At 70.6% G+C, this 17,872-nt stretch carries 20 protein-coding genes; 12 read left to right on the forward strand and 8 right to left on the reverse strand.

Translation table 11 applies throughout. The annotated features are described in order from the left end of the window. Positions 1–215 precede the first annotated feature (215 nt). The 8 genes from AB852_RS28600 to AB852_RS28640 all read left to right on the forward strand — a co-directional run bounded on the left by AB852_RS28600 (position 216) and on the right by AB852_RS28640 (position 7,789). On the forward strand, positions 216–1,388 hold the full coding sequence (locus tag AB852_RS28600; protein WP_073793120.1) for a L,D-transpeptidase: 1,173 nt from the start codon (positions 216–218) through the stop codon (positions 1,386–1,388). A 192-nt stretch (positions 1,389–1,580) separates the two neighbouring features. Then, positions 1,581–2,348 (forward strand): enoyl-CoA hydratase/isomerase family protein, encoded by a 768-nt coding sequence (locus AB852_RS28610; RefSeq protein WP_073793122.1) that lies wholly within the window; start codon positions 1,581–1,583, stop codon positions 2,346–2,348. A gap of 433 nt (positions 2,349–2,781) precedes the next feature. Then, a complete protein-coding gene (locus AB852_RS28615) occupies positions 2,782–3,285 on the forward strand; it encodes an ATP-binding protein (protein ID WP_073793123.1) in 504 nt (167 codons plus the stop codon). A gap of 438 nt (positions 3,286–3,723) precedes the next feature. Beyond that, positions 3,724–4,503, forward strand: coding sequence for a polysaccharide deacetylase family protein (locus tag AB852_RS28620; protein ID WP_073793124.1), 780 nt, complete (start codon positions 3,724–3,726; stop codon positions 4,501–4,503). Then, positions 4,503–5,699, forward strand: a complete 1,197-nt coding sequence (locus AB852_RS28625) for a YncE family protein (protein ID WP_073793125.1) — start codon at positions 4,503–4,505, stop codon at positions 5,697–5,699. Before AB852_RS28620 ends, AB852_RS28625 begins: the two co-directional genes overlap by 1 nt. Before the next feature lie 117 nt (positions 5,700–5,816). Beyond that, positions 5,817–6,029: an EF-hand domain-containing protein gene (locus AB852_RS28630; protein WP_073793126.1), complete on the forward strand. Its 213-nt coding sequence runs from the start codon at positions 5,817–5,819 to the stop codon at positions 6,027–6,029. A 235-nt stretch (positions 6,030–6,264) separates the two neighbouring features. Beyond that, a complete protein-coding gene (locus tag AB852_RS28635) occupies positions 6,265–6,933 on the forward strand; it encodes an NADPH-dependent F420 reductase (protein WP_073793127.1) in 669 nt (222 codons plus the stop codon). 328 nt (positions 6,934–7,261) lie between these two features. After that, positions 7,262–7,789: a hypothetical protein gene (locus AB852_RS28640; protein ID WP_073793128.1), complete on the forward strand. Its 528-nt coding sequence runs from the start codon at positions 7,262–7,264 to the stop codon at positions 7,787–7,789. Positions 7,790–7,897: 108 nt separating this feature from the next. Here the strand turns inward: AB852_RS28640 and AB852_RS28645 are convergent, their stop codons facing one another. Together AB852_RS28645 and AB852_RS28650 are read right to left on the reverse strand one after the other, a co-directional pair. Next, positions 7,898–8,452 carry a GH25 family lysozyme gene (locus AB852_RS28645; RefSeq protein ID WP_073793129.1) on the reverse strand — a complete coding sequence of 185 codons (555 nt, stop codon included), beginning with the start codon at positions 8,450–8,452 and terminating at the stop codon, positions 7,898–7,900. A 250-nt stretch (positions 8,453–8,702) separates the two neighbouring features. Continuing rightward, complete coding sequence (locus tag AB852_RS28650) at positions 8,703–9,764, reverse strand: nitroreductase family protein (RefSeq protein WP_073793406.1); 1,062 nt, start codon at positions 9,762–9,764, stop codon at positions 8,703–8,705. Positions 9,765–10,216: 452 nt separating this feature from the next. On the opposite strand from AB852_RS28650, the gene AB852_RS28655 reads away from it, so the two are divergent. Then, entirely contained in the window at positions 10,217–12,442 is a 2,226-nt protein-coding gene (locus tag AB852_RS28655) for a SpoIIE family protein phosphatase (RefSeq protein WP_073793130.1), read from the forward strand. A 363-nt stretch (positions 12,443–12,805) separates the two neighbouring features. Next, the gene (locus AB852_RS28660; protein WP_245876961.1) at positions 12,806–13,165 is read left to right on the forward strand and encodes a hypothetical protein; all 360 of its coding nucleotides are present in this window, start codon (positions 12,806–12,808) and stop codon (positions 13,163–13,165) included. A gap of 261 nt (positions 13,166–13,426) precedes the next feature. Here AB852_RS28660 and AB852_RS28665 read toward each other — a convergent pair whose 3' ends face one another. The 6 genes from AB852_RS28665 to AB852_RS28690 form a co-directional block, all read right to left on the reverse strand. Beyond that, entirely contained in the window at positions 13,427–13,819 is a 393-nt protein-coding gene (locus AB852_RS28665; protein WP_073793132.1) for a type II toxin-antitoxin system VapC family toxin, read from the reverse strand. Beyond that, positions 13,816–14,088, reverse strand: coding sequence for a hypothetical protein (locus AB852_RS28670; protein ID WP_073793133.1), 273 nt, complete (start codon positions 14,086–14,088; stop codon positions 13,816–13,818). Before AB852_RS28670 ends, AB852_RS28665 begins: the two co-directional genes overlap by 4 nt. Positions 14,089–14,112: 24 nt before the next feature. Further along, positions 14,113–14,502, reverse strand: coding sequence for a hypothetical protein (locus tag AB852_RS28675; RefSeq protein ID WP_073793134.1), 390 nt, complete (start codon positions 14,500–14,502; stop codon positions 14,113–14,115). 162 nt (positions 14,503–14,664) lie between these two features. Further along, a complete protein-coding gene (locus tag AB852_RS28680) occupies positions 14,665–16,101 on the reverse strand; it encodes a tyrosine-type recombinase/integrase (protein ID WP_073793407.1) in 1,437 nt (478 codons plus the stop codon). Continuing rightward, on the reverse strand, positions 16,071–16,484 hold the full coding sequence (locus AB852_RS28685) for an ImmA/IrrE family metallo-endopeptidase (protein WP_178391139.1): 414 nt from the start codon (positions 16,482–16,484) through the stop codon (positions 16,071–16,073). The genes AB852_RS28680 and AB852_RS28685 overlap by 31 nt, the downstream gene beginning before the upstream one ends. Positions 16,485–16,592: 108 nt before the next feature. Next, a complete protein-coding gene (locus tag AB852_RS28690) occupies positions 16,593–17,123 on the reverse strand; it encodes a helix-turn-helix transcriptional regulator (protein ID WP_073793136.1) in 531 nt (176 codons plus the stop codon). A 178-nt stretch (positions 17,124–17,301) separates the two neighbouring features. On the opposite strand from AB852_RS28690, the gene AB852_RS41690 reads away from it, so the two are divergent. Further along, a complete protein-coding gene (locus AB852_RS41690; RefSeq protein WP_073793137.1) occupies positions 17,302–17,547 on the forward strand; it encodes a helix-turn-helix domain-containing protein in 246 nt (81 codons plus the stop codon). Continuing rightward, entirely contained in the window at positions 17,525–17,788 is a 264-nt protein-coding gene (locus AB852_RS28700) for a hypothetical protein (RefSeq protein ID WP_073793138.1), read from the forward strand. The genes AB852_RS41690 and AB852_RS28700 overlap by 23 nt, the downstream gene beginning before the upstream one ends. The last annotated feature ends 84 nt before the right edge of the window (positions 17,789–17,872 follow it).

Below are 17,872 nucleotides of genomic sequence, written 5' to 3' on the forward strand. Positions count from 1 at the left end.
GTTTCGCCCCACACCCCCTCATCCCCTGGACCTAGGACCCCGGCGCACCGAGCCCTCCGCCGCGCCCCTCCCGCACCGGAGGGGGTGCGCCCGCGAACGGCGGCCCACGGACACGGCCGCCCGCCTCCCCCGGGCGGCCCGCACCTACGTTTCCCCCGGCGGTGACGCTCGTTGGTCGGGGCGTGACCCCCCTCAGACGCGCCCCGCGCACGGCAATGTCCCTGGTCGCCCTGGCCCTCAGCGGGTTCCTGCTCGCCACGACGGCCGGCTGCGGACCCGACGGCCTGGTCGGCGAACCCCGCTCGCCGAAGGACGCCATCCGCGTGACTCCGGACGACTCGGCACGGGACGTCCCCCTGGACGAGCGGCTGCTGGTCCGGGTGCCCGGCGGGCGGCTGGAGTCCGTACGGGTCGTCAGGTCCGAGGACGCGGGCCGGCGTCCGGTGCCGGGGCGGATCTCCGCCGACGGGCTCAGCTGGGAGCCCGCCGCGAAACGGCTCGCGCCCGCCGCCGCGTACACGGTCGACGCGCTGGCGCTGGACGGCCACGGCCGCCGGATCGCACGGCACACCACCTTCCGTACCCGGGTGCCCGAGGAGCGGTTCATCGCGTACTCCGCACCGGAGAACCGTGCCACGGTCGGCACCGGGACGATCGTCTCGCTGGAGTTCAGCCGTCCGGTCACCGACCGGGCCGCCGTGGAACGCGCCGTCCGGATCACCGCCGAACCCCCGGCCGAGGTCGCCCCGCACTGGTTCGGCAAGGAACGGCTGGATCTGCGGCCCGAGAAGTACTGGCGCCCGGGGACGAAGGTCACCGTCGCGCTGCGGCTGCGGGACGTGGAGGCGGCGCCCGGGGTGTACGGGCTCCAGGACCGGACGTTCGGGTTCACCGTCGGCCGGGAGCAGATCAGCGTCGTGGACGCGGTGCGGCACACGATGACGGTCCGCCGCTCCGGGGACCTCCTCGCGACACTCCCGATCACCGCGGGCGCCCCGGAGTCGACCACGTACAACGGTCTGATGGTCGTCACGGAGATGCACGAGACGACCCGGATGAACAGCCGCACGGTCGGTTTCGGCGGTGAGTACGACATCCCGGACGTGCCGCACGCCATCCGGCTGACCTCCTCGGGGACGTTCCTGCACGGCAACTACTGGGCGGGCGGGGTCTTCGGCAAGACCAATGTGAGCCATGGCTGTGTGGGGCTGCGGGATGTGAAGGGCGGCAGCCCGAGCACACCCGCGGGCTGGTTCTTCGACCGCACGCTGATCGGGGACGTGGTCGAGGTGCGGGGCAGCGACGACGGGACGGTGGCCGCGGACAACGGCCTCGGTGGCTGGAACATGGGCTGGGCCGAGTGGCGCGCGGGCTCGGCGGTCCGCTGACGGGTGCGCGGCCCGGCCCGGCCCGCCGACCCACCCGCCCGACGGCCCCGGCGGCCGGTTCGCCGGCCGACCGACCCGGCGACCGGTTCGCTGTCCCGACCGCTGAGGCGGTCACTGCCCCGACCACTGCCCCGACCGGTGTGAGCAACCGCACCGGCGTCCCGGTGGTGAACGGTCGCTAACCTGCTGGGCATGACTGTGCATCTAGAGGTCGCCGAAGGTGTGGGGACGATCCGGCTGGACCGGCCCCCGATGAACGCCCTGGACGTCGCCGCCCAGGACCGGATCAAGGAACTCGCCGAGGAGGCGGCCGGACGGGACGACATCCGCGCGGTCGTCCTCTACGGCGGCGAGAAGGTGTTCGCGGCGGGCGCGGACATCAAGGAGATGCAGGCCATGGACCACGCGGCGATGGTCCGCAGGTCCGGCGCCCTCCAGGAGTCGTTCACGGCCGTCGCCCGGATCCCCAAGCCCGTGGTCGCCGCGGTCACCGGCTACGCCCTGGGCGGCGGCTGCGAACTGGCGCTGTGCGCGGACTTCCGGATCGCCGGGGACAACGCCAAGCTGGGCCAGCCGGAGATCCTGCTCGGGCTGATCCCGGGCGCGGGCGGCACCCAGCGGCTGGCCCGGCTGATCGGCCCGTCGAAGGCCAAGGACCTCATCTTCACGGGCCGTCATGTCCGCGCCGACGAGGCGCTGGCCATCGGTCTGGTGGACCGGGTGGTGCCCGCCGCCGAGGTGTACACCGCGGCCCACGCGTGGGCCGCGAAGCTCGCCAAGGGCCCCGCGCTGGCGCTGCGCGCGGCGAAGGAGTCGGTGGACGCGGGCCTGGAGACCGACATCGGTACGGGGCTCGCGATCGAGCGGACCTGGTTCGCCGGTCTGTTCGCCACCGAGGACCGCGAGCGCGGGATGCGCAGCTTCGTCGAGGAGGGACCGGGCAAGGCCGAGTTCCTCTGACGCGCGCGACGCCATCGGTCCGGCGCGGTTCGGCCTGACGCCATTGATCCGGCGCCGTTGACCCGATGCCGTCGACCCGATGCCGTCGATCCGATGTCCGGACGGTCGGTCGGCGCCCGGTCGGTCCCGCGCCGTCCGGGCGTCGACCCGGACGCCGAAACCCCCTCGTACGGGCGACTCCGGGATACGGGGTGCCGTGGCCGTACCCCGATGGTGCGGTTTGTCGCAGCCTTAAGACAGCCTTAAGTGCATCACGTATGCGGCTCATGGTGATCGCGTGGCTACGGGGGGTCGTTGCAGGTCATCGGGTGTACGTGGACATGATCAATGTCCTCGGCATATGCCCAACAGACCCGGCGACAGGGCCTGTTACGCCCACCCGATTCCCCCGGAACGGCCACGGCGGTGCCCCCGGACGGCCATGATGGGGGGTATGGCGGGGCTGGAGGGCATCGAACAGCCGGGACTGCCCGGGGGGACGACCGCGGCACGCTGGTCACCGGCGGTCGCGGACGAACAGGCTTTGCGCGCCGTGGAGTTGTTCGGTGATCCCACGGAGGCCGAGGTGCGGCTGCCGTCCCGTCCCGAGTCGGCCGCGTCGGCGCGGCGGCTCGCCCAGGTGGTGGTGCTGCGGCAGTGGGCGCTGTCCCCGAAGCTCACGGAGGACACCGTGCTGCTCGTCTCCGAACTCGTCGGCAACGCGGTCCGTCATACCGGCGCCCGGGTCTTCGGGTTACGGATGCTGCGGCGGCGCGGCTGGATCAGGGTCGAGGTGCGGGACCCTTCCCGCGGACTCCCCTGTCTGATGCCCGTGCACGAACTCGATGTGTCGGGGCGCGGGCTCTTCCTCGTGGACAAACTGTCCGACCGCTGGGGCGTGGACCTGCTGCCGCGCGGCAAGACGACCTGGTTCGAGATGCGCGTCTGCGACCGCTGACCTGCCGAAGTCCCACCCGTCGCCCCGCCCCCCGGATACGTATCCGGGTACACAGAAGCCCCCGATCCGCCGTTGTACGGTCTCGCGGGGGCTGCTGTGGAGCACCGGGAACACTTTTGGGGGTGTGGTCCCCGGCTGCTTGGGGCGACCTTGGCCCGGGTCAAGGGGGGTCGTGGTTCCGACTATGGCAGACCGTGGCCGATGATCCAAAGGCAAGAATCGGTGCGAAAGTGTGCAAAATGGGGCAATCGGTGGGTGAATCATTGGTGAGATGGGCCACTTACCTGGTAAACACCGGATGAACTCCCTGTGTGCAGGTCAATCGACAGGATGTCGGCATGCTTCACGAGGGGTGTGAAAGCGGGGCCAATGGGTGACAATCCCAGCGAACCGGGTTGATCAGGACGCATTCAGCTCCGCCGCCCCTTAAATGGTCCCGTGACCCCCGACCGCCGCACGGCCCTGCGCGCGGGTGCCGCCCTGTTCGCGGCGGGCACCGCGGTCACCGGCTGCGCACCGGCTCCCCCCGCGCACACCCCCCGCCCCCCGGCCGCCGGAACCGGTGCCGCGCCCTCGCCCCCGGCGCGGCCCGCCCCCGGCCCGCGCCGCTTCCCCGGCCACCCCGCCGAGATCACCCAGGGCTCCGGCGCACGCCCCGAGATCGCCCTCACCTTCCACGGCGGCGGCGACCCCGCCACCGCCCGCGCCCTGCTCACCGAGGCCGAACGCGCGGACGCCCGGCTCACCGTGCTCGCCGTCGGCAGCTGGCTCGACGCCCACCCCGCGATCGCCCGCCGGGTCCTCGACGGCGGCCACGACCTCGGCAACCACACCCAGCGCCATCTCGACGTCAACGCCCTGCCGGAGGACGGGGTCCGCGCCGAGATCGCGGGCTGCGCCGACCGGCTGCGCCGCCTCACCGGCTCGGCCGGCACCTGGTTCCGCCCCTCCCGGGCCCAGGGCGCGTCCCCGCTGGTGGCCCGGGTCGCCCGCTCACTGGGCTACCCGCACGTCCTGTCCTACGGCGTCGACTCCCTCGACCACACCTCACCCGGCGCCCCCGCCGTCGTCCGGACCGTCCTGGACGGGGCGCGGCCCGGGGCGGTGGTGAGCCTGCACTTCGGGTACCCGGACACCGTCGCCGCGCTGCCCGCCCTCCTCGACGAACTGCACCGGCGCGGGCTGCGCGCGGTGACGACCACGGAGCTGCTGACCTGATGTCCGTATCCCTGCACCTGACCCGGCGCGCCGCCGCGGCGCTGCTCGCCCCGGCCGTCCTCGTGGCCCTCGCCGGCTGCGGCGACGACGGCGGTGACCGGGGCGCCGCGCCGCCCGGCACCGAGCGCGCCGCCCAGCCCCCGGCCCCCGCCGCGGGCGCGGTCGATGTCCTGCCGGGCATGCCGCCCGTCCTCGACCCGAAGGACCTCTACTCCGCCGACCGGCCCGGCGCGCTCTCCCCGGTGGTCAAGGACTTCCCGTCCCGGGTGTACGTCCCCAACACCGGCTCCCGCACGGTCAGCGTCATCGACCCGGAGACGTACAAGGTCGTCGAGACGATCGACGTGGGCGACCAGCCGCAGCACGTCGTGCCGTCCTGGGACCTGAAGACCCTGTGGGTCAACAACAACCGCGGCCACACCCTCACCCCGATCGACCCGGGAACCGGCAAGGCGGGCAAGGCCGTCCCCGTCCACGACCCGTACAACCTCTACTTCACCCCCGACGGCAAGCACGCCGTCGTCATGGCGTCCCTCGACCGGCAGCTCGTCTTCCGTGATCCGCACACCATGAAGATCAAGAAGACCGAACCGGTGAGCTGCTACGGCGTCAACCACGCGGACTTCTCCATCGACGGCCGCTACTTCATCGTCTCCTGCGAGTTCTCCGGCGAACTCCTCAAGGTCGACACCCTGAAGATGAAGGTGGTCGCCCAGCGCAAACTGCCCCTCAAGGGCGCCATGCCGCAGGACGTGAAGATCTCCCCCGACGGCTCCACCTTCTACATCGCCGACATGATGGCCCACGGCATGTGGGTCCTGGACGGCGACAGCTTCGCGGAACCGAAGCTGCTGCCCACCGGCAAGGGCTGCCACGGGCTGTACGTCAGCCGCGACTCGAAGGAGATGTACGTCTCCAACCGGGGCGAGGGCACCGTCTCCGTCTTCGACTTCGGAAGGAAGAAGGTCGCCAAGAAGTGGCGCCTGCCCGACGGCGGCAGCCCCGACATGGGCGGTGTCTCCGCCGACGGCAAGGTGCTGTGGCTCTCCGGCCGCTACGACTCCGAGGTCTACGCCATCGACACCCGTACCGGCGCCCAACTGGCCCGGATCAAGGTCGGTTCCGGCCCGCACGGCCTCGCCGTCTACCCCCAGCCGGGCCGCTACTCCCTGGGCCACACCGGGGTCTTCCGCTGACCCGCACCCCGCCGCGCGCCCGGCCGGGGCGTGCGGACGGGGCCGGGGGCGCGGCCGTCCGCCACGGGCCGTTAATCTGACCTTCGTCAAGCAAGGCGACAAGAAGGGGTGGACCCAGTGGCGGACATCGAGGAAGCGCGTAAGGCGTTCGAGCGGTTCGACGCGGACGGCGACGGCTTCATCACGGCGGCCGAGTACAAGACCGCGATGGCCCAGCTGGGCGACTGGAACGTCACGGAGTCCGTGGCGGAGGCCGTCATCGCCGCGCAGGACACCAACAGGGACAAGCTGCTCTCGTTCGACGAGTTCTGGGGCAACCTCAACAAGTAGGCACCCCCGGCTCGCACCCGGCCCCAGGGCCCGGCGCCCGACCCCTACCGGTCGGACGCCGGGCCTTGTCGTATCGGCGGGCGGCGTCGTATGGATGGGCAGTGCCATCGGCGGCCGGGTGCCAGGAATGGCGGGATCTCGCCCCGGGCCGTGGAATAGCGGACGGTGAAACGGAGGTTGCCTCCGTAACGACCGGGCGCGACGGCGGTCGGTCACCGATCCGGAAGGGCTCCATATGAAGATCGGCATCATCGGCGCGGGACAGATCGGCGGCAACCTCACCCGGCGGCTGACGGCCGTCGGCCACACCGTCTCCGTGGCCAACTCCCGCGGCCCGCACACCCTGAAGGATCTCGCCGAGGAGACCGGGGCCACCCCGGCGACCGTCGCGGACGTGGTGCGCGACGCACAGGTCGTCGTCGTCACGATCCCGCTGAAGGCGGTACCGGACCTGCCCGCCGGCCTGTTCGCCGGAGCGGCCGACGGCTTCGCCGTCATCGACACGAACAACTACTACCCGCAGCGCGACGGGTTCATCGAGGAGATCGAGAACGGGCTCCCCGAGAGCCGCTGGGTGGAACGCCATGTCGGCCACCCCGTCGTCAAGGCGTTCAACGGCACCTACGCCGAGGACATCGTCGCCCGGCCCCGCCCCGCGGGCGCCCCCGACCGGCTCGCCGTCCCCGTGGCCGGTGACGACGAGGCCGCCAAGCGGACCGTCCGGGAACTCATCGACGCGATCGGCTTCGACACGGTCGACGCGGGCGGGCTCGACGAGTCCTGGCGCCAGCAGCCGGACACCCCGGTCTACGGGCTGCGCGAGGGCGCCGACGCCGTGACCCGGGCCCTGGCCGAGGCGTCCCCGGAACGTCCGGCGGCCTTCCGCGCCCACCGCGAACCGTAGGGGCGCGCTCGCCGTCCGGGTGGCGTGGCGGCGGGCGGGGCGTGTGGCGGGGTCCGGGCCGCTGAGCCGGACCGCCGCGACGCGGGCCCCGGGGTCCGGCTCAAGTGGTTTCCGGGCTCCGGTCAGGTCGGCTTCCAGGTTCCGCCGGATCGGCTTCCGGGGCCATGGCCGGATCCGGCCGTGGCCCCGGCGGTACGGCCGGACCCGTCCACCGGCGGGAACCGTACGTCAACTCCCTCTCGTCATACGCGAGTCGGGCACCCGTGCAAACGGACTCCGGCGTACCGGCGGGCGTTCCCGCACCGGGACGGTGATGGAGGTTCCACGTATGACCCAGCAACCCATGAACAGCGCGCCGTCGGCCGACGAGGCCACCGCGTATCTGGAGGCCGTCCGCGGGCGGCTGAGGGCCGACGGATGTTCGGTGACCAAGGCCACCTGGGGCGATCACCAGGTCGTACTCGGCAGCCGGTCGGACCGCAAGGCGCGCTGGATGGGCACCAAGGCCGAGCTGTTCGTCCTCGCCGCGGCGGTCCCCGAGGTCGACGCCCGTTCCCTCGCGGGATTCACCGAGTGGGCGATGGCGTTCGCGAGAAGTGTCCGCACCGGTGTGGCCGGTGCCCGCAACGCGGCGTCGGTCCTGCCGGCCCTGATCAGCGGCAGTGTCCAGCCGGAGGCGGTGAACTGGGCGGCGGCGGACGCCCGGCTGCTCGGGGCGACCGTGATCGGCCGCCCGATCACGGTGGAGGTACTCGCCCCGGGGTCCGCCCGGGTCACCGTCTACCAGGGACGGCCCATGTACGGCGGGATGTTCACGGGGCACGTCCTGGAGAAGGCCGCGCGGTACTTCCCCTGAGGGTGCGGCCCCGGGTCCCGTGCCGGGGACCGTTGGGGTTCAAGGCGTCACCATGAGCGGTGCCTTGAACCGCAACGGCTCCCGCCGGTCACCGTGCCGGCGCATCCGTCAGGCGCTGTTCGCCCAGCTCCGCAGGGCCGACTCGGACGAGAAGTCGCCGAGGTTCTTGTCGAGCGGACGGTCCGTGTACTGGTGGAACCGCCAGTCCGCCTTGATCCGGGGTTTCCCCGCGGTCGTGTAATCGGCGATCCAGAGCCCGTCCCCGGCGAACGACGTGTCGTCGTGGTTGAGCCAGAAATCCCGGTTGCAGTACAGCAGCACCCGGTGGGTCGGCCGCAGCCGCTTCACCTCCCGCAGGAAGGCGTCCTTCTCGGCGTTGCTGGCCCGGGTGTTCTCGCCGGTCCACTCCCAGTCGACGGCCAGCAGATCACGGCCCTTCGACACGCACTCCTCCACGAAGTACGCCGCCTGCGCCTTGATGTTGCCCGGCCACAGGAAGTGGTAGAAGCCCACCACACAGCCCGCGTCCCGGGCCTGTTTGGCCTGGGCGGTCTGCCGGGGGTTGATGTAGGAACGGCCCTCGGTCGCCTTCACGAACACGAAGGCCAGTCCGTCGGTCTCGAACGACGACTGGTAGGCACTCACATCGATGCCGCGGATCATACGGTTCGCCTCTCCCGGACCGGGGTCGCACGGCGCCGGTCCGGCCCCCAGCGTGCCCGCCCGGCGGGACGCGTATCCGCCCCTTCCGGGGCAAGGCACCCGAAGCGGTGAACCCGGGCCGCGGGTCTTCCCTCCAGGGCTCCGGTCGTACCCCACCTCCGGCCCGTACGATGCCCACCGCTCGGTCACCGGGCAACTCGGCCACACCGTAACCGATGTGACGGTGTGTCAGGTCGCTTGTTCAGAGGCGTCACCCGTCTCCCGTGACCGTCAGCACCTCCTGCACGGGCCTGCGCCGGAGTGCCGGGCCCGGCTGGTCGCCGTAGCCGAAGCGGATCACCATCTGGACATGGCTCAGGGCCGACGCCGGGTCCCGTACCGCCCAGCGCAGCTCGTCCCACTCCAGGGCCTCGGAGGCCAGTGAGGTGGCCAGGCCGTCCAGGGTCGCCTCCAGCAGGACCCGCTCCAGGGCCTGGCCCGCCCGCAGCCAGTCGGCCCGGCTGTCACCCGCCGTGCCCAGCAGCGCCAGCTGCGGCGACCGCTCGAAGTCCGCCACCGCCCGTCCGGAGGAATCGTCCCCCGCGTCGAGATCCCGGACCGGGGCGTTCCCCGCGCGTGCCCGGGGGCCGAAGGCGTCCGAGGGAACGCCGTCGTCGGGGGGTGTGTCCGGCGGGTGCGTACGGAGGTCGCCCGTCCAGGCGGCGAGCTCCTCGCGCAGGGCCGTGTCGCTCAGCTGCCGCCGTTCGGCCTCCCGTCCCAGCTCCAGGACCGTCTCGCCGTGGAACTCGTCCGGGAACGCCAGCCGCGCGCCCTCGATCAGCGCGGCCCGGCGCAGGGTGTCGAGCAGCTGCTCGTCGATGCGCTCCTCGGTGAAGGGCGCCCGGCTGGTCCGGCGGCGGCGCAGCGCGGGATACAGGTCGGCCAGCTCGTCGTACGCGTCGGCCGTGCCGTCGTAGGGCTCACCGGACCTGCGGTAGGTCTCCGTCGTCTTGCGGTACGGCAGCCGGGTCGCGTCGTACAGCGCGCGTCCGCCGTCCAGCCGGACCTCCGCGAGCAGGAGCGGGTCGCCGGGGTCGGGCAGCAGCCGGGTCACGGGCTTCCAGCCCGCGTGCGCGGCGGCGACCCGCAGATTGAAGAGCGCGGCGGCGCACCCCAGGTGGGCGGCCCGGCCGTCGGGGTCGGACAGCGCGATCCCGCGGTCGGGATCGGCCCGTACCTCCACGACCCGGCGGTCCGGGTCGTAGCGGAATCGCCACGGCTGGGCGTTGTGCAGGGAGGGCGCGGTGATCGCGTCGGCCACCAGGTCGGCGATCGCCTCCGGGCTCGGTACGGGGACGGGGTCCTGTCCTCCGTCCGGGTCAGGGGTGTGTGCGTCGGGACCGGCTGGGGTCTTCAGCGACACCGTGGCCTCCTCGGGGTTCCCGTTCTTCTGAGCGGTCCGTACGGGCCGGTGAGGTCCGTACGGGACCCGCGACCGTCCCGCACGGTGCGGGTCAGGGCCTGCCGACGCCTGCGGCACTCCCGTGCGCCCGCGAACCCGAGTACGGGTACGAGCACGAGTACGGGTACCGGTACGGACGCGGACGCGGACACGTCGACAGGGCAATCCTCCCTCTTCGCGGCATATCTAACGACCGGTACAAGTTTGGCGGGTTCCGTCACTCTTTTCTAGAGTGGCAGTCACAGCCGTCCCGGGACACGGGCGCCCCGGGGGACGCCCACCCACGGACCCGGTGTCCACCGCGCCCGAGGAACAAGGGGACCGTGAACGCTGACCGCGCCGACCGGGCGACCGACCGGACACCGGACGGGGCCGACGCCCCGGCAGGGGGGCTCGGCGTGCCCGGTCTGCGGCGGACCGTTCTCGCGCTGCTCGCCGCCCAGGACGCGGACGCCCTGGTGGGCGCGGCCCTGGACGCGGTGGGCCCGGGGCCCGGGGTCCGGACCGGTGCCGTCTATCTCGCCAGCGACGACGGCTGGCTGCGGCTGGAGGCCCAGCGGGGACTGGACGCCGAGACCGTCGAGCGCTATCCGGTGATCGCCCCGGACTCGTCGTTCGCCGTCTCCATCGCGGTCCGGGAGCGCAGGCTGCTCCACAGCCTCGCCGAGAGCCCGGCCCCGGGGCCGGCGGGTCCGGGGGCACCGGCGGAGCTGGTCGAGTTCGTCGCGGCGCCGCTGCTGGTGGACGACCGCTGCCTCGGCGCGCTGCTCGTCATGTTCTCCGTCCCGCGCCCGCTGTCCGCCGAGGACGACCAGCATCTGGCGATGGTCGCCGCGCTCTGCGCCCACCATCTGGACCATCTGATGGCGCTGGAGAGCGCGGGGCTCCCGGCCGGCAGCCCCCTGCTCGACCCCGCCGAACGCATCGAGTCCCGCCGCTCCCGGCAGTCGCGCCTCGAAATGGCGATGTCCAGCGGATTCATCGGCTCCTGGGAGTGGCACATCCGGACCGGCGCGGCCGTCTGGGACGAGCGTCAGATGCTGCTCTGCGGACTCGGACCGGACACCTTCGACTCACGGGTCGAGACCTTCCGTGAGGCCGTCCACCCCGATGACCGTTCCACCCTGGACGAGGCGATGGCCGAGGGGCTGCGGAGCGGTGTCTACCACGCCGCGTTCCGGGTGGTGTGGCCCGACGGGAGCATCCACTGGCTGGAGGCCAAGGGCGCGCTGGAGCGGGCCCCGGACGGGACGCCGGACGCCATGATCGGGGTGTCCTGGGACGACACCGAACAGCGCGAGCGGGGCCGCCGCCGCGAGGCCCGCCGTGACTTCGTCCTACGGGTGACCAGGGCGTTCGCCGCCGCCCGCTCCACCCGGGACATCATCGACGTGATGGGCCGGATCGTGCTGCCGGAGGTGGGCGGACGCGCGCTCGCCCTGCATATCGAGCACGAGGGACGGCTGCTGCTGGAGGACGCGATCGGCTACTCGCAGCCGATACGTGACCGGCTGCGGATGATGGGCACCGTCCGGGACAACCCGATGGCCGCCGCGCTGCACGACGGCCATCCGCTGTTCCTGTCCTCCCGCGACGCCTATGTGGCCCGGTTCCCCGACCCGCGCATCCGGCCGCCCGAGTCGCACAAGGCGTTCGTGTTCCTGCCGCTGATCTCGGCCGACGGCACGGTCGGCACCTGTCTGATCTCGTACGCCGAACCGCGTGAGTTCACCTCCGACGACCAGACCGTCGCCACCGCGGTCTCCGGCATCCTCACCCAGACGCTGGCCCGCGCCCGGCTCTCGGACATGTCCCGGCGGCGGATGACCGAGCTCCAGCGGCTGATGATGCCCCGTTCGCTGCCCCGGCTGCCCGGCTACGACATCGCGGCGCGGTACCGTCCGGCGGCCGGGGGCATGCAGGTCGGCGGCGACTGGTTCGACGTACTGCCCCGCCCCGACGGCGGTGCCTCGCTGGTCATCGGGGACGTCCAGGGGCACAGCGCGAAGGCCGCCGGGGTGATGGGCCAGCTGCGCACCGCCCTGCGCGCGCACGCCTCCGACGGCTTCCGCGCGGACGGTCTGCTGTCCCGGGGCAACCAGACGCTGTGGGGCCTCGACACGGAACGGTTCGCCACCTGCTGCGTCGTCGATGTGTCCGCGCACTCGGGGGACCTGCGGATCGTCCGCGCCGGTCATCCCCACCCGCTCCAGGCGGAGCCGGGCGGCGCGGTGCACGAGGTGGTCACCCCGGGCGGGCTCCCGCTGGGCTGCCTCCCCGACGACACCTACCCGGTCCACCAGGGGAACCTGCCGCCCGGCGGCACCCTGCTGCTGTACACCGACGGCCTGGTCGACCGCCCCGACCGCCCGTACGACGAGGCCGTGGACGCCGTACGCGAGGCGTTCGCCCGATGGGCCGCGGGACCCGAGGACAGCGATCCGCAGACCCGGCTGGAGTTCCTGGCCGACACCCTCGTCTCCCACGGCTTCACCGACCCCGGCTACGACGACATCGCGATCCTGCTGATCCGCCGCAGCCCGGTGTGACGCGCCGCTCGCGGCGACCCGGACGCCCGTCCCGCGATTCCCACGCGATTTCCCGTGTGCTCCCGGCGCTCGAAGCGGTCCGGGTAAAGCCGGGTATTACGCCATGCCGGGCCACGTCATGCTGAGCTTTACGTAAAGCGGGGAATCGGGTAATGCCGAGTATTACGTAAGGCCGGTCATTACCTGCCCGGGCCATGAAGATGGTGACCGAAATTTCATGAGGTCGCACCTTTCGGGCGATGTTTTTCCGCGATGCTGATTCGGACAAGTATTGCCGCGTCATTGCCGAGCGCGGTGGTGTCGGATAGCGTCTCGAATCGCATTACCGACCCGAAAGCGGATGGAGTGGTGAAAGAAATGTCGATGAATACTTCCCTCAAGCGGTCCCTTGTCGCACCGGCGGCCGGAGCGCTGCTGGCCGGACTGTTCTCGCTCGGGGTCGCGGCCCCCGCGTCGGCCGCGTCGGCCACCACCGCCGGCCCCCAGGCGCATCCCAGCGGCTGTAGCTACGGCATCAACCACCGCTCGGGAACGTACGCCCGATGCGACCACCACAACGGAGGCTCCTACCGGGCCGTGGGCCAGTGCAAGCGCGACACCACCGGAGCAATCAAGTTCGCCTACGGTACGTGGAAGCAGAGCGGCTTCTCGTACTCGTCCTGCGGTGCCGGTTACACACCCCATGTCGCGGGTGTCGAGCTGTCGCCGCGCAACAACACCTGAGTTCGTCCGCCCGACCGAATGCCGCGCATTCCGGCGGCTTTCCGCCCGCCCGGCGTGCCCCTTCCTGGATCTCGCGGAACCGGTCCGCCCGCTGTTCCGTAATTGGCGGGCGGGGCCCACTGATTGCGGAACAGCGCGATTTTGAACGGCTCTCAAGAGTTCGCCGGTGAGCGGGGTGAGGGGCGCGCCCCCGCAGGAGCCTTGGCGGTCTGTGTCGCAGCCGAGGCGATCAGATGGACCGAGAGGCGCGGCCTCGCGGGGTCAGACCTTGATGACGCGGACGCCGGGGCGGCACAGCATGAGGAGATCCTCGGGGTCCGACGTCAGTACGGTCACGGGGGCGGGCGAGGCGAGCGCGGTGGCGGCCACGATGGCGTCGAGGGCGTACTTGTGGCCGTGCAGCCCGGCAGCGGCGAGGAGCTTGCCGGCATGGCGGGCGATGGCCTCAGTGGGCGGGACGATGTTCACGCGGGAGACGGCGTAGTCGAAGCGGGCCTGGTTGAGCTTCGGGTCGCGTGCTTCGACCAGTGTGACGGAGCTCGTGACCACGCGGATGTCCTCGGCCTCGGCCGCGGCCAGCCACTCGGTGATTTCAGGAGAGCGTCGTACGAGTTTGGACAACCCCTCACAGTCCAGGACGAGCGTCCCGCTCACGCCGCGTCCGCCGAGTCGGCCATGTCGCCGCGGAGGATCGCCCGCTTGGCCTCGACCGCCGTCCGGTCCACCGGGCCGTGTTCGGCTTCGGCGTCCTCGACGAGTTCGCGCAGCAGGTCCCGTTCGAGCTGGCGCTGGATGAGAGCTTCGACGTAGGCGGACATGCCCCGCTTGCCCGTACGCGCCTTGAGGGCGGCGATCGTGCCTTCGTGGAGGGAGACGGAGACCGGACGGACGGGGCCTTCGCCGGGAGCGGAGGGAGTGGCCATGCAGCCACTTTAACAAAACTCTTGTTAATCGGTGCGTGACTGATGCCGGCGCTGTTCGCTGAGGGTGTCGGCCCTCACGCGGGACCTCGATGCTCTGCGGGACCGGCGCGCGAGCAGTTGACCTGCACCGACGGCGACGTAAAGCGCGACCAGCACCCCGAGTACGAGGTCGAGCCAGTCATAGGCCGTGCCCCTGAGGAGCGAGACCCATGCCCGGGTGCCCGCGACGGAGCCGACAACCACGAGCAGCACCGACGCCACGGCATACAGTGCCTTCGCAGCCTTGGGCCGCCGCTCTTTGAGCAGCTCGCCGCCCGCACCGAGCATGACCAGCGCGGCGAAGGCATGGTGCGACTCCAGGCGCCCCGCCCCGATCGCGTCCACGGTGTTGATCAGGACGCCGATCGAGCCCACGAACAGTGCACCTTGAGTTATTCGGCGGCTCATCAACCCTCGCTCGCAGTCAGACTTCGGTGGCAATCGATCGATCTTCGCTGTCCCGGGACACCGCGGATCGGAGCCTTGATCCACCACATCGGTACCGACCGGTCGAAGAGCCTGTTCAGGGCCCGCCCCTCAGCACTCGATGATATTCACCGCGAGCCCGCCCCGCGCCGTCTCCTTGTACTTGATGCTCATGTCCGCCCCGAACGCGATAGGGCCGCTGAGCTGGGCCTTTGAAGTCAAAGAGGCAATCGTATTCGGCTCTGGGGAGTTCTCAGGGAGAATCGGCGGCAAGTCGTCCTCGAACCAGCCGTTCATCACCTGAAGCCCTCGCGCTCCCGCCTCGGGCATGAAGTGAGCATAGTGGCCGAGGGTGATGTTCGGCGAGGCATGCCCAAGCCACTGCGAGAGCGTCACCAGGGACTCCCCGGCCTGCAACTGCACAGACGCGAACGTGTGGCGGCCCACATGGAACATGTCCGTGCGGGACAGCTCGAACACCGGATTCGTGCGCTGGCGGCCTCCGCGCGGCTTCTCCAGCTTCTCTCCCACGATCGAGATGACCCCGGCCCTGGCGAGGGCCGGCTTCCACGTCCGCTCGTTCCACGTCTTGAAGTGGATCCGGTTACCGTGCGTCGTCGTCAGGACCAGCCTCACTGTGACCGGCTTCCGCTGCTTCTCTTCCAGGGGCGTCGCCGCGGGCTCCGGGTTCCGCCAGGGCAGACGGCACTCGACCGGCGGGAACTCCTTCAGCGCGCTGCGAATCCTGGAGACGAGGAGAGGCGGGATCGGCACGGATCGGGTCTTCCCGCCTTTCGGCAAGCAGAAGTAGGGGCGCGCCCTGTGGTCCCACCGCAGTTGCCTCCGCACGTGCACGAAGCCGTTCTCCAAGTCGATGTCGTCCTCGGCGAGGCCGAACGCTTCACCCTGCCGTAGGCCGGCGCCGAGGGTCAGGTCGAGAGCTAGCCGGTATCGGGCATTCAGTGCGTCGCGGACGGCGTCCGCTGTCTTCTGACTCCATGCCTTGGCCTTCCCACGCTGCGGCCTGGGCGCCTTCACCGTCCGGGAGGATCGGCACGGGTTGCGGACGATCCGCTGATCGTCGACCGCGGCTTCCAGGATCGTGGAGAGGTGCGTCCAGATGACGGGCGCCGAGCCCTCCACCCGGGTCAGCAGCTCCGCCTTGAACGTACGCAACGCCGCGGCGTCGATGTCGCGCAGCCGCTTCGTGCCCAGCAGGGGGATGATGTGCCTCCAGATCCGTGACCTCATGGGCCCGAAGGTGGAGGGCTCGTCTGTACGGCTCGGCCACCAGTGCACTTCGACGTAGTCCTTGAGGAGCATGTCCCCTCGGCGGGCATCTACGAACTCTCCCTGCGCGCTTTCGTGTTCGGCCTTCGCTTTCCACCGCTTCGCGTCGTCGTGGGTATCGAAGGAGCGAGCCCGGACGCCGGAGATGCCAGCGACCTTGTACCGCTTCCCTTTTCCGTACAGCGCTGTCCGTTCGCGCTTTCCCGTTTCCTTGTCGGGCCTCTTCTTCAGCCAGCGATCTTCGATGTAACCGGCCACGGCCATCCCTCCCCATTGAGATCGTGCAGACGTACACGCATCATCCGCTCGGTGACGTCGAGTTCGTGAGCGGCGGTCCGCAGGTCGTCAACCCACTGCGCAGTTGCCGCAAGGTCCGATATCGAAATGAGCTTGCGGGCGGCCTCCAGGTCGGCGCGCCGCTCTTGGCGGAGGGCCAACGGGTGTACGGCGTCGAGCCCTACACCGCAGCCGAGGTCGTTCGCGAGGACATGTTCCGCCTCATGAGCCAGTACGCAGCGCTCTTGGCGGGGGGAGAGGCCGGACGCGACGACGATCTTTCGATGGATGGGGGACCAGGCACCCCAGGTGTCCCTCAGGTGAATACGCACGACGGGTATCCCGAGTTGTTCGAGAACGCTCATCGGCGAGTACGGCATGCCAACCCCCACTGTCGGACTGCGTGGGAGGCGCCGCGTGGACACTCTTTGTACACCAGTGCACTACGCAATGGAAGTAAAGGTTTGTACAGCTCAGTCCTCGTCCATGGCGCGCAGGATGCGCTCAGCGTCGTCCTCGGGGACTCCTTCGCCAATAGCGTGCGGCCGGTACGCGGCCAGTCCGTACCCCGACTGGAATCCGTTTCTGGAGGATTGCGGAACGCTCTCAAGCAGCTCTTGTGCCGCCGCCTCGAAGCGCTCGCGAGCCTTGTGGCTTCCACCGAGACTTGTGCACGCTCTGCCGAACTCGTAAATGCAGAGCTGGAGTTGAGTCAGAGACGGGCCGCTTGCGGTACCCGTCGTGACGGGCTGGGCTGACGGCTCGGGGTCTCCTCCGGCGAGTACCGCCTGGATGCTCTCCGGCTTCCACCCGTGGGCGGCCGCGATCTTCACGAGCGTCGGGGGCTGCTGCCTCCGGGGAACGTCTCCTCGCTCGGCGTTGTACACGGCCTTCTCGGATACGCCGGCGATGTCGGCGAACTCCTTGCGGGTGTGGTCTGCCCGCTCTCGGGCGTCACGCATCAGACGGCCAAGCCGCTGCCATGCCCCCGGGTCGCGGTTCATGTTCTCCCAGCCTCTTCTCACGCAACGACACGTAACGACACGCAACAAGCTAGCAAGATCTCGCAGAGCTCGGCAGTCGGGATCTGGTCGCTGACCTGCGGCGACGTGATATTGCCGCTCCTTGCCGGTTCTTACCTTGACTTGCCTGCCGAATCTTGCGTAATCTTGCCATGTGCGAGTGCGGGGACACCTGATACGGGGCCAGCGCGAGGCATGTGGATACGGGCTGACAGCGTTCGCCAGCCTCGTCGGCATATCTCCCGCCTGGCTGTCACGGATCGAACGAGACCAAGGCGACCCAAGCCCTGACGTGCTGAGACGCATAGCTCTAGCCCTCCATCAAGAGCGACAGGCCCGCTTGGCGATCGCCGCAATCACACAGGCCGAAGACGAGGGAAGTGATGAACGACACCCGGGTGGATGAATCGCCCTATCTCACCGTCAAGCAACTCGCCGCGCGGTGGCACACCACGACGAACGCCATCTACACGGCGCGATCTCGCCGTCGGAACTACCCGAAGGGGTTCCGCCTCAGCGGCAAGGTCCTCTTTCCGCGAGCCGAAGTCGAGGCGTACGAGCGGGCCGGCCAGGCCGCCGACTCGCGGTTCAACACGGCACTCGACCCCGCGAACGCTGCGGTGGAGCTGGTAGGCCGCGCCGCCTGACCGCACGAAACGGGGCCCCCGGACCGTGCCTGGTCCCGAAGCCCCTCGCACCACCCATCCACATCCGATCGCTTGACCGATCGA

Source organism: Streptomyces uncialis (genome assembly GCF_001905345.1).
Taxonomy (GTDB): Bacteria; Actinomycetota; Actinomycetes; order Streptomycetales; family Streptomycetaceae; genus Streptomyces; species Streptomyces uncialis.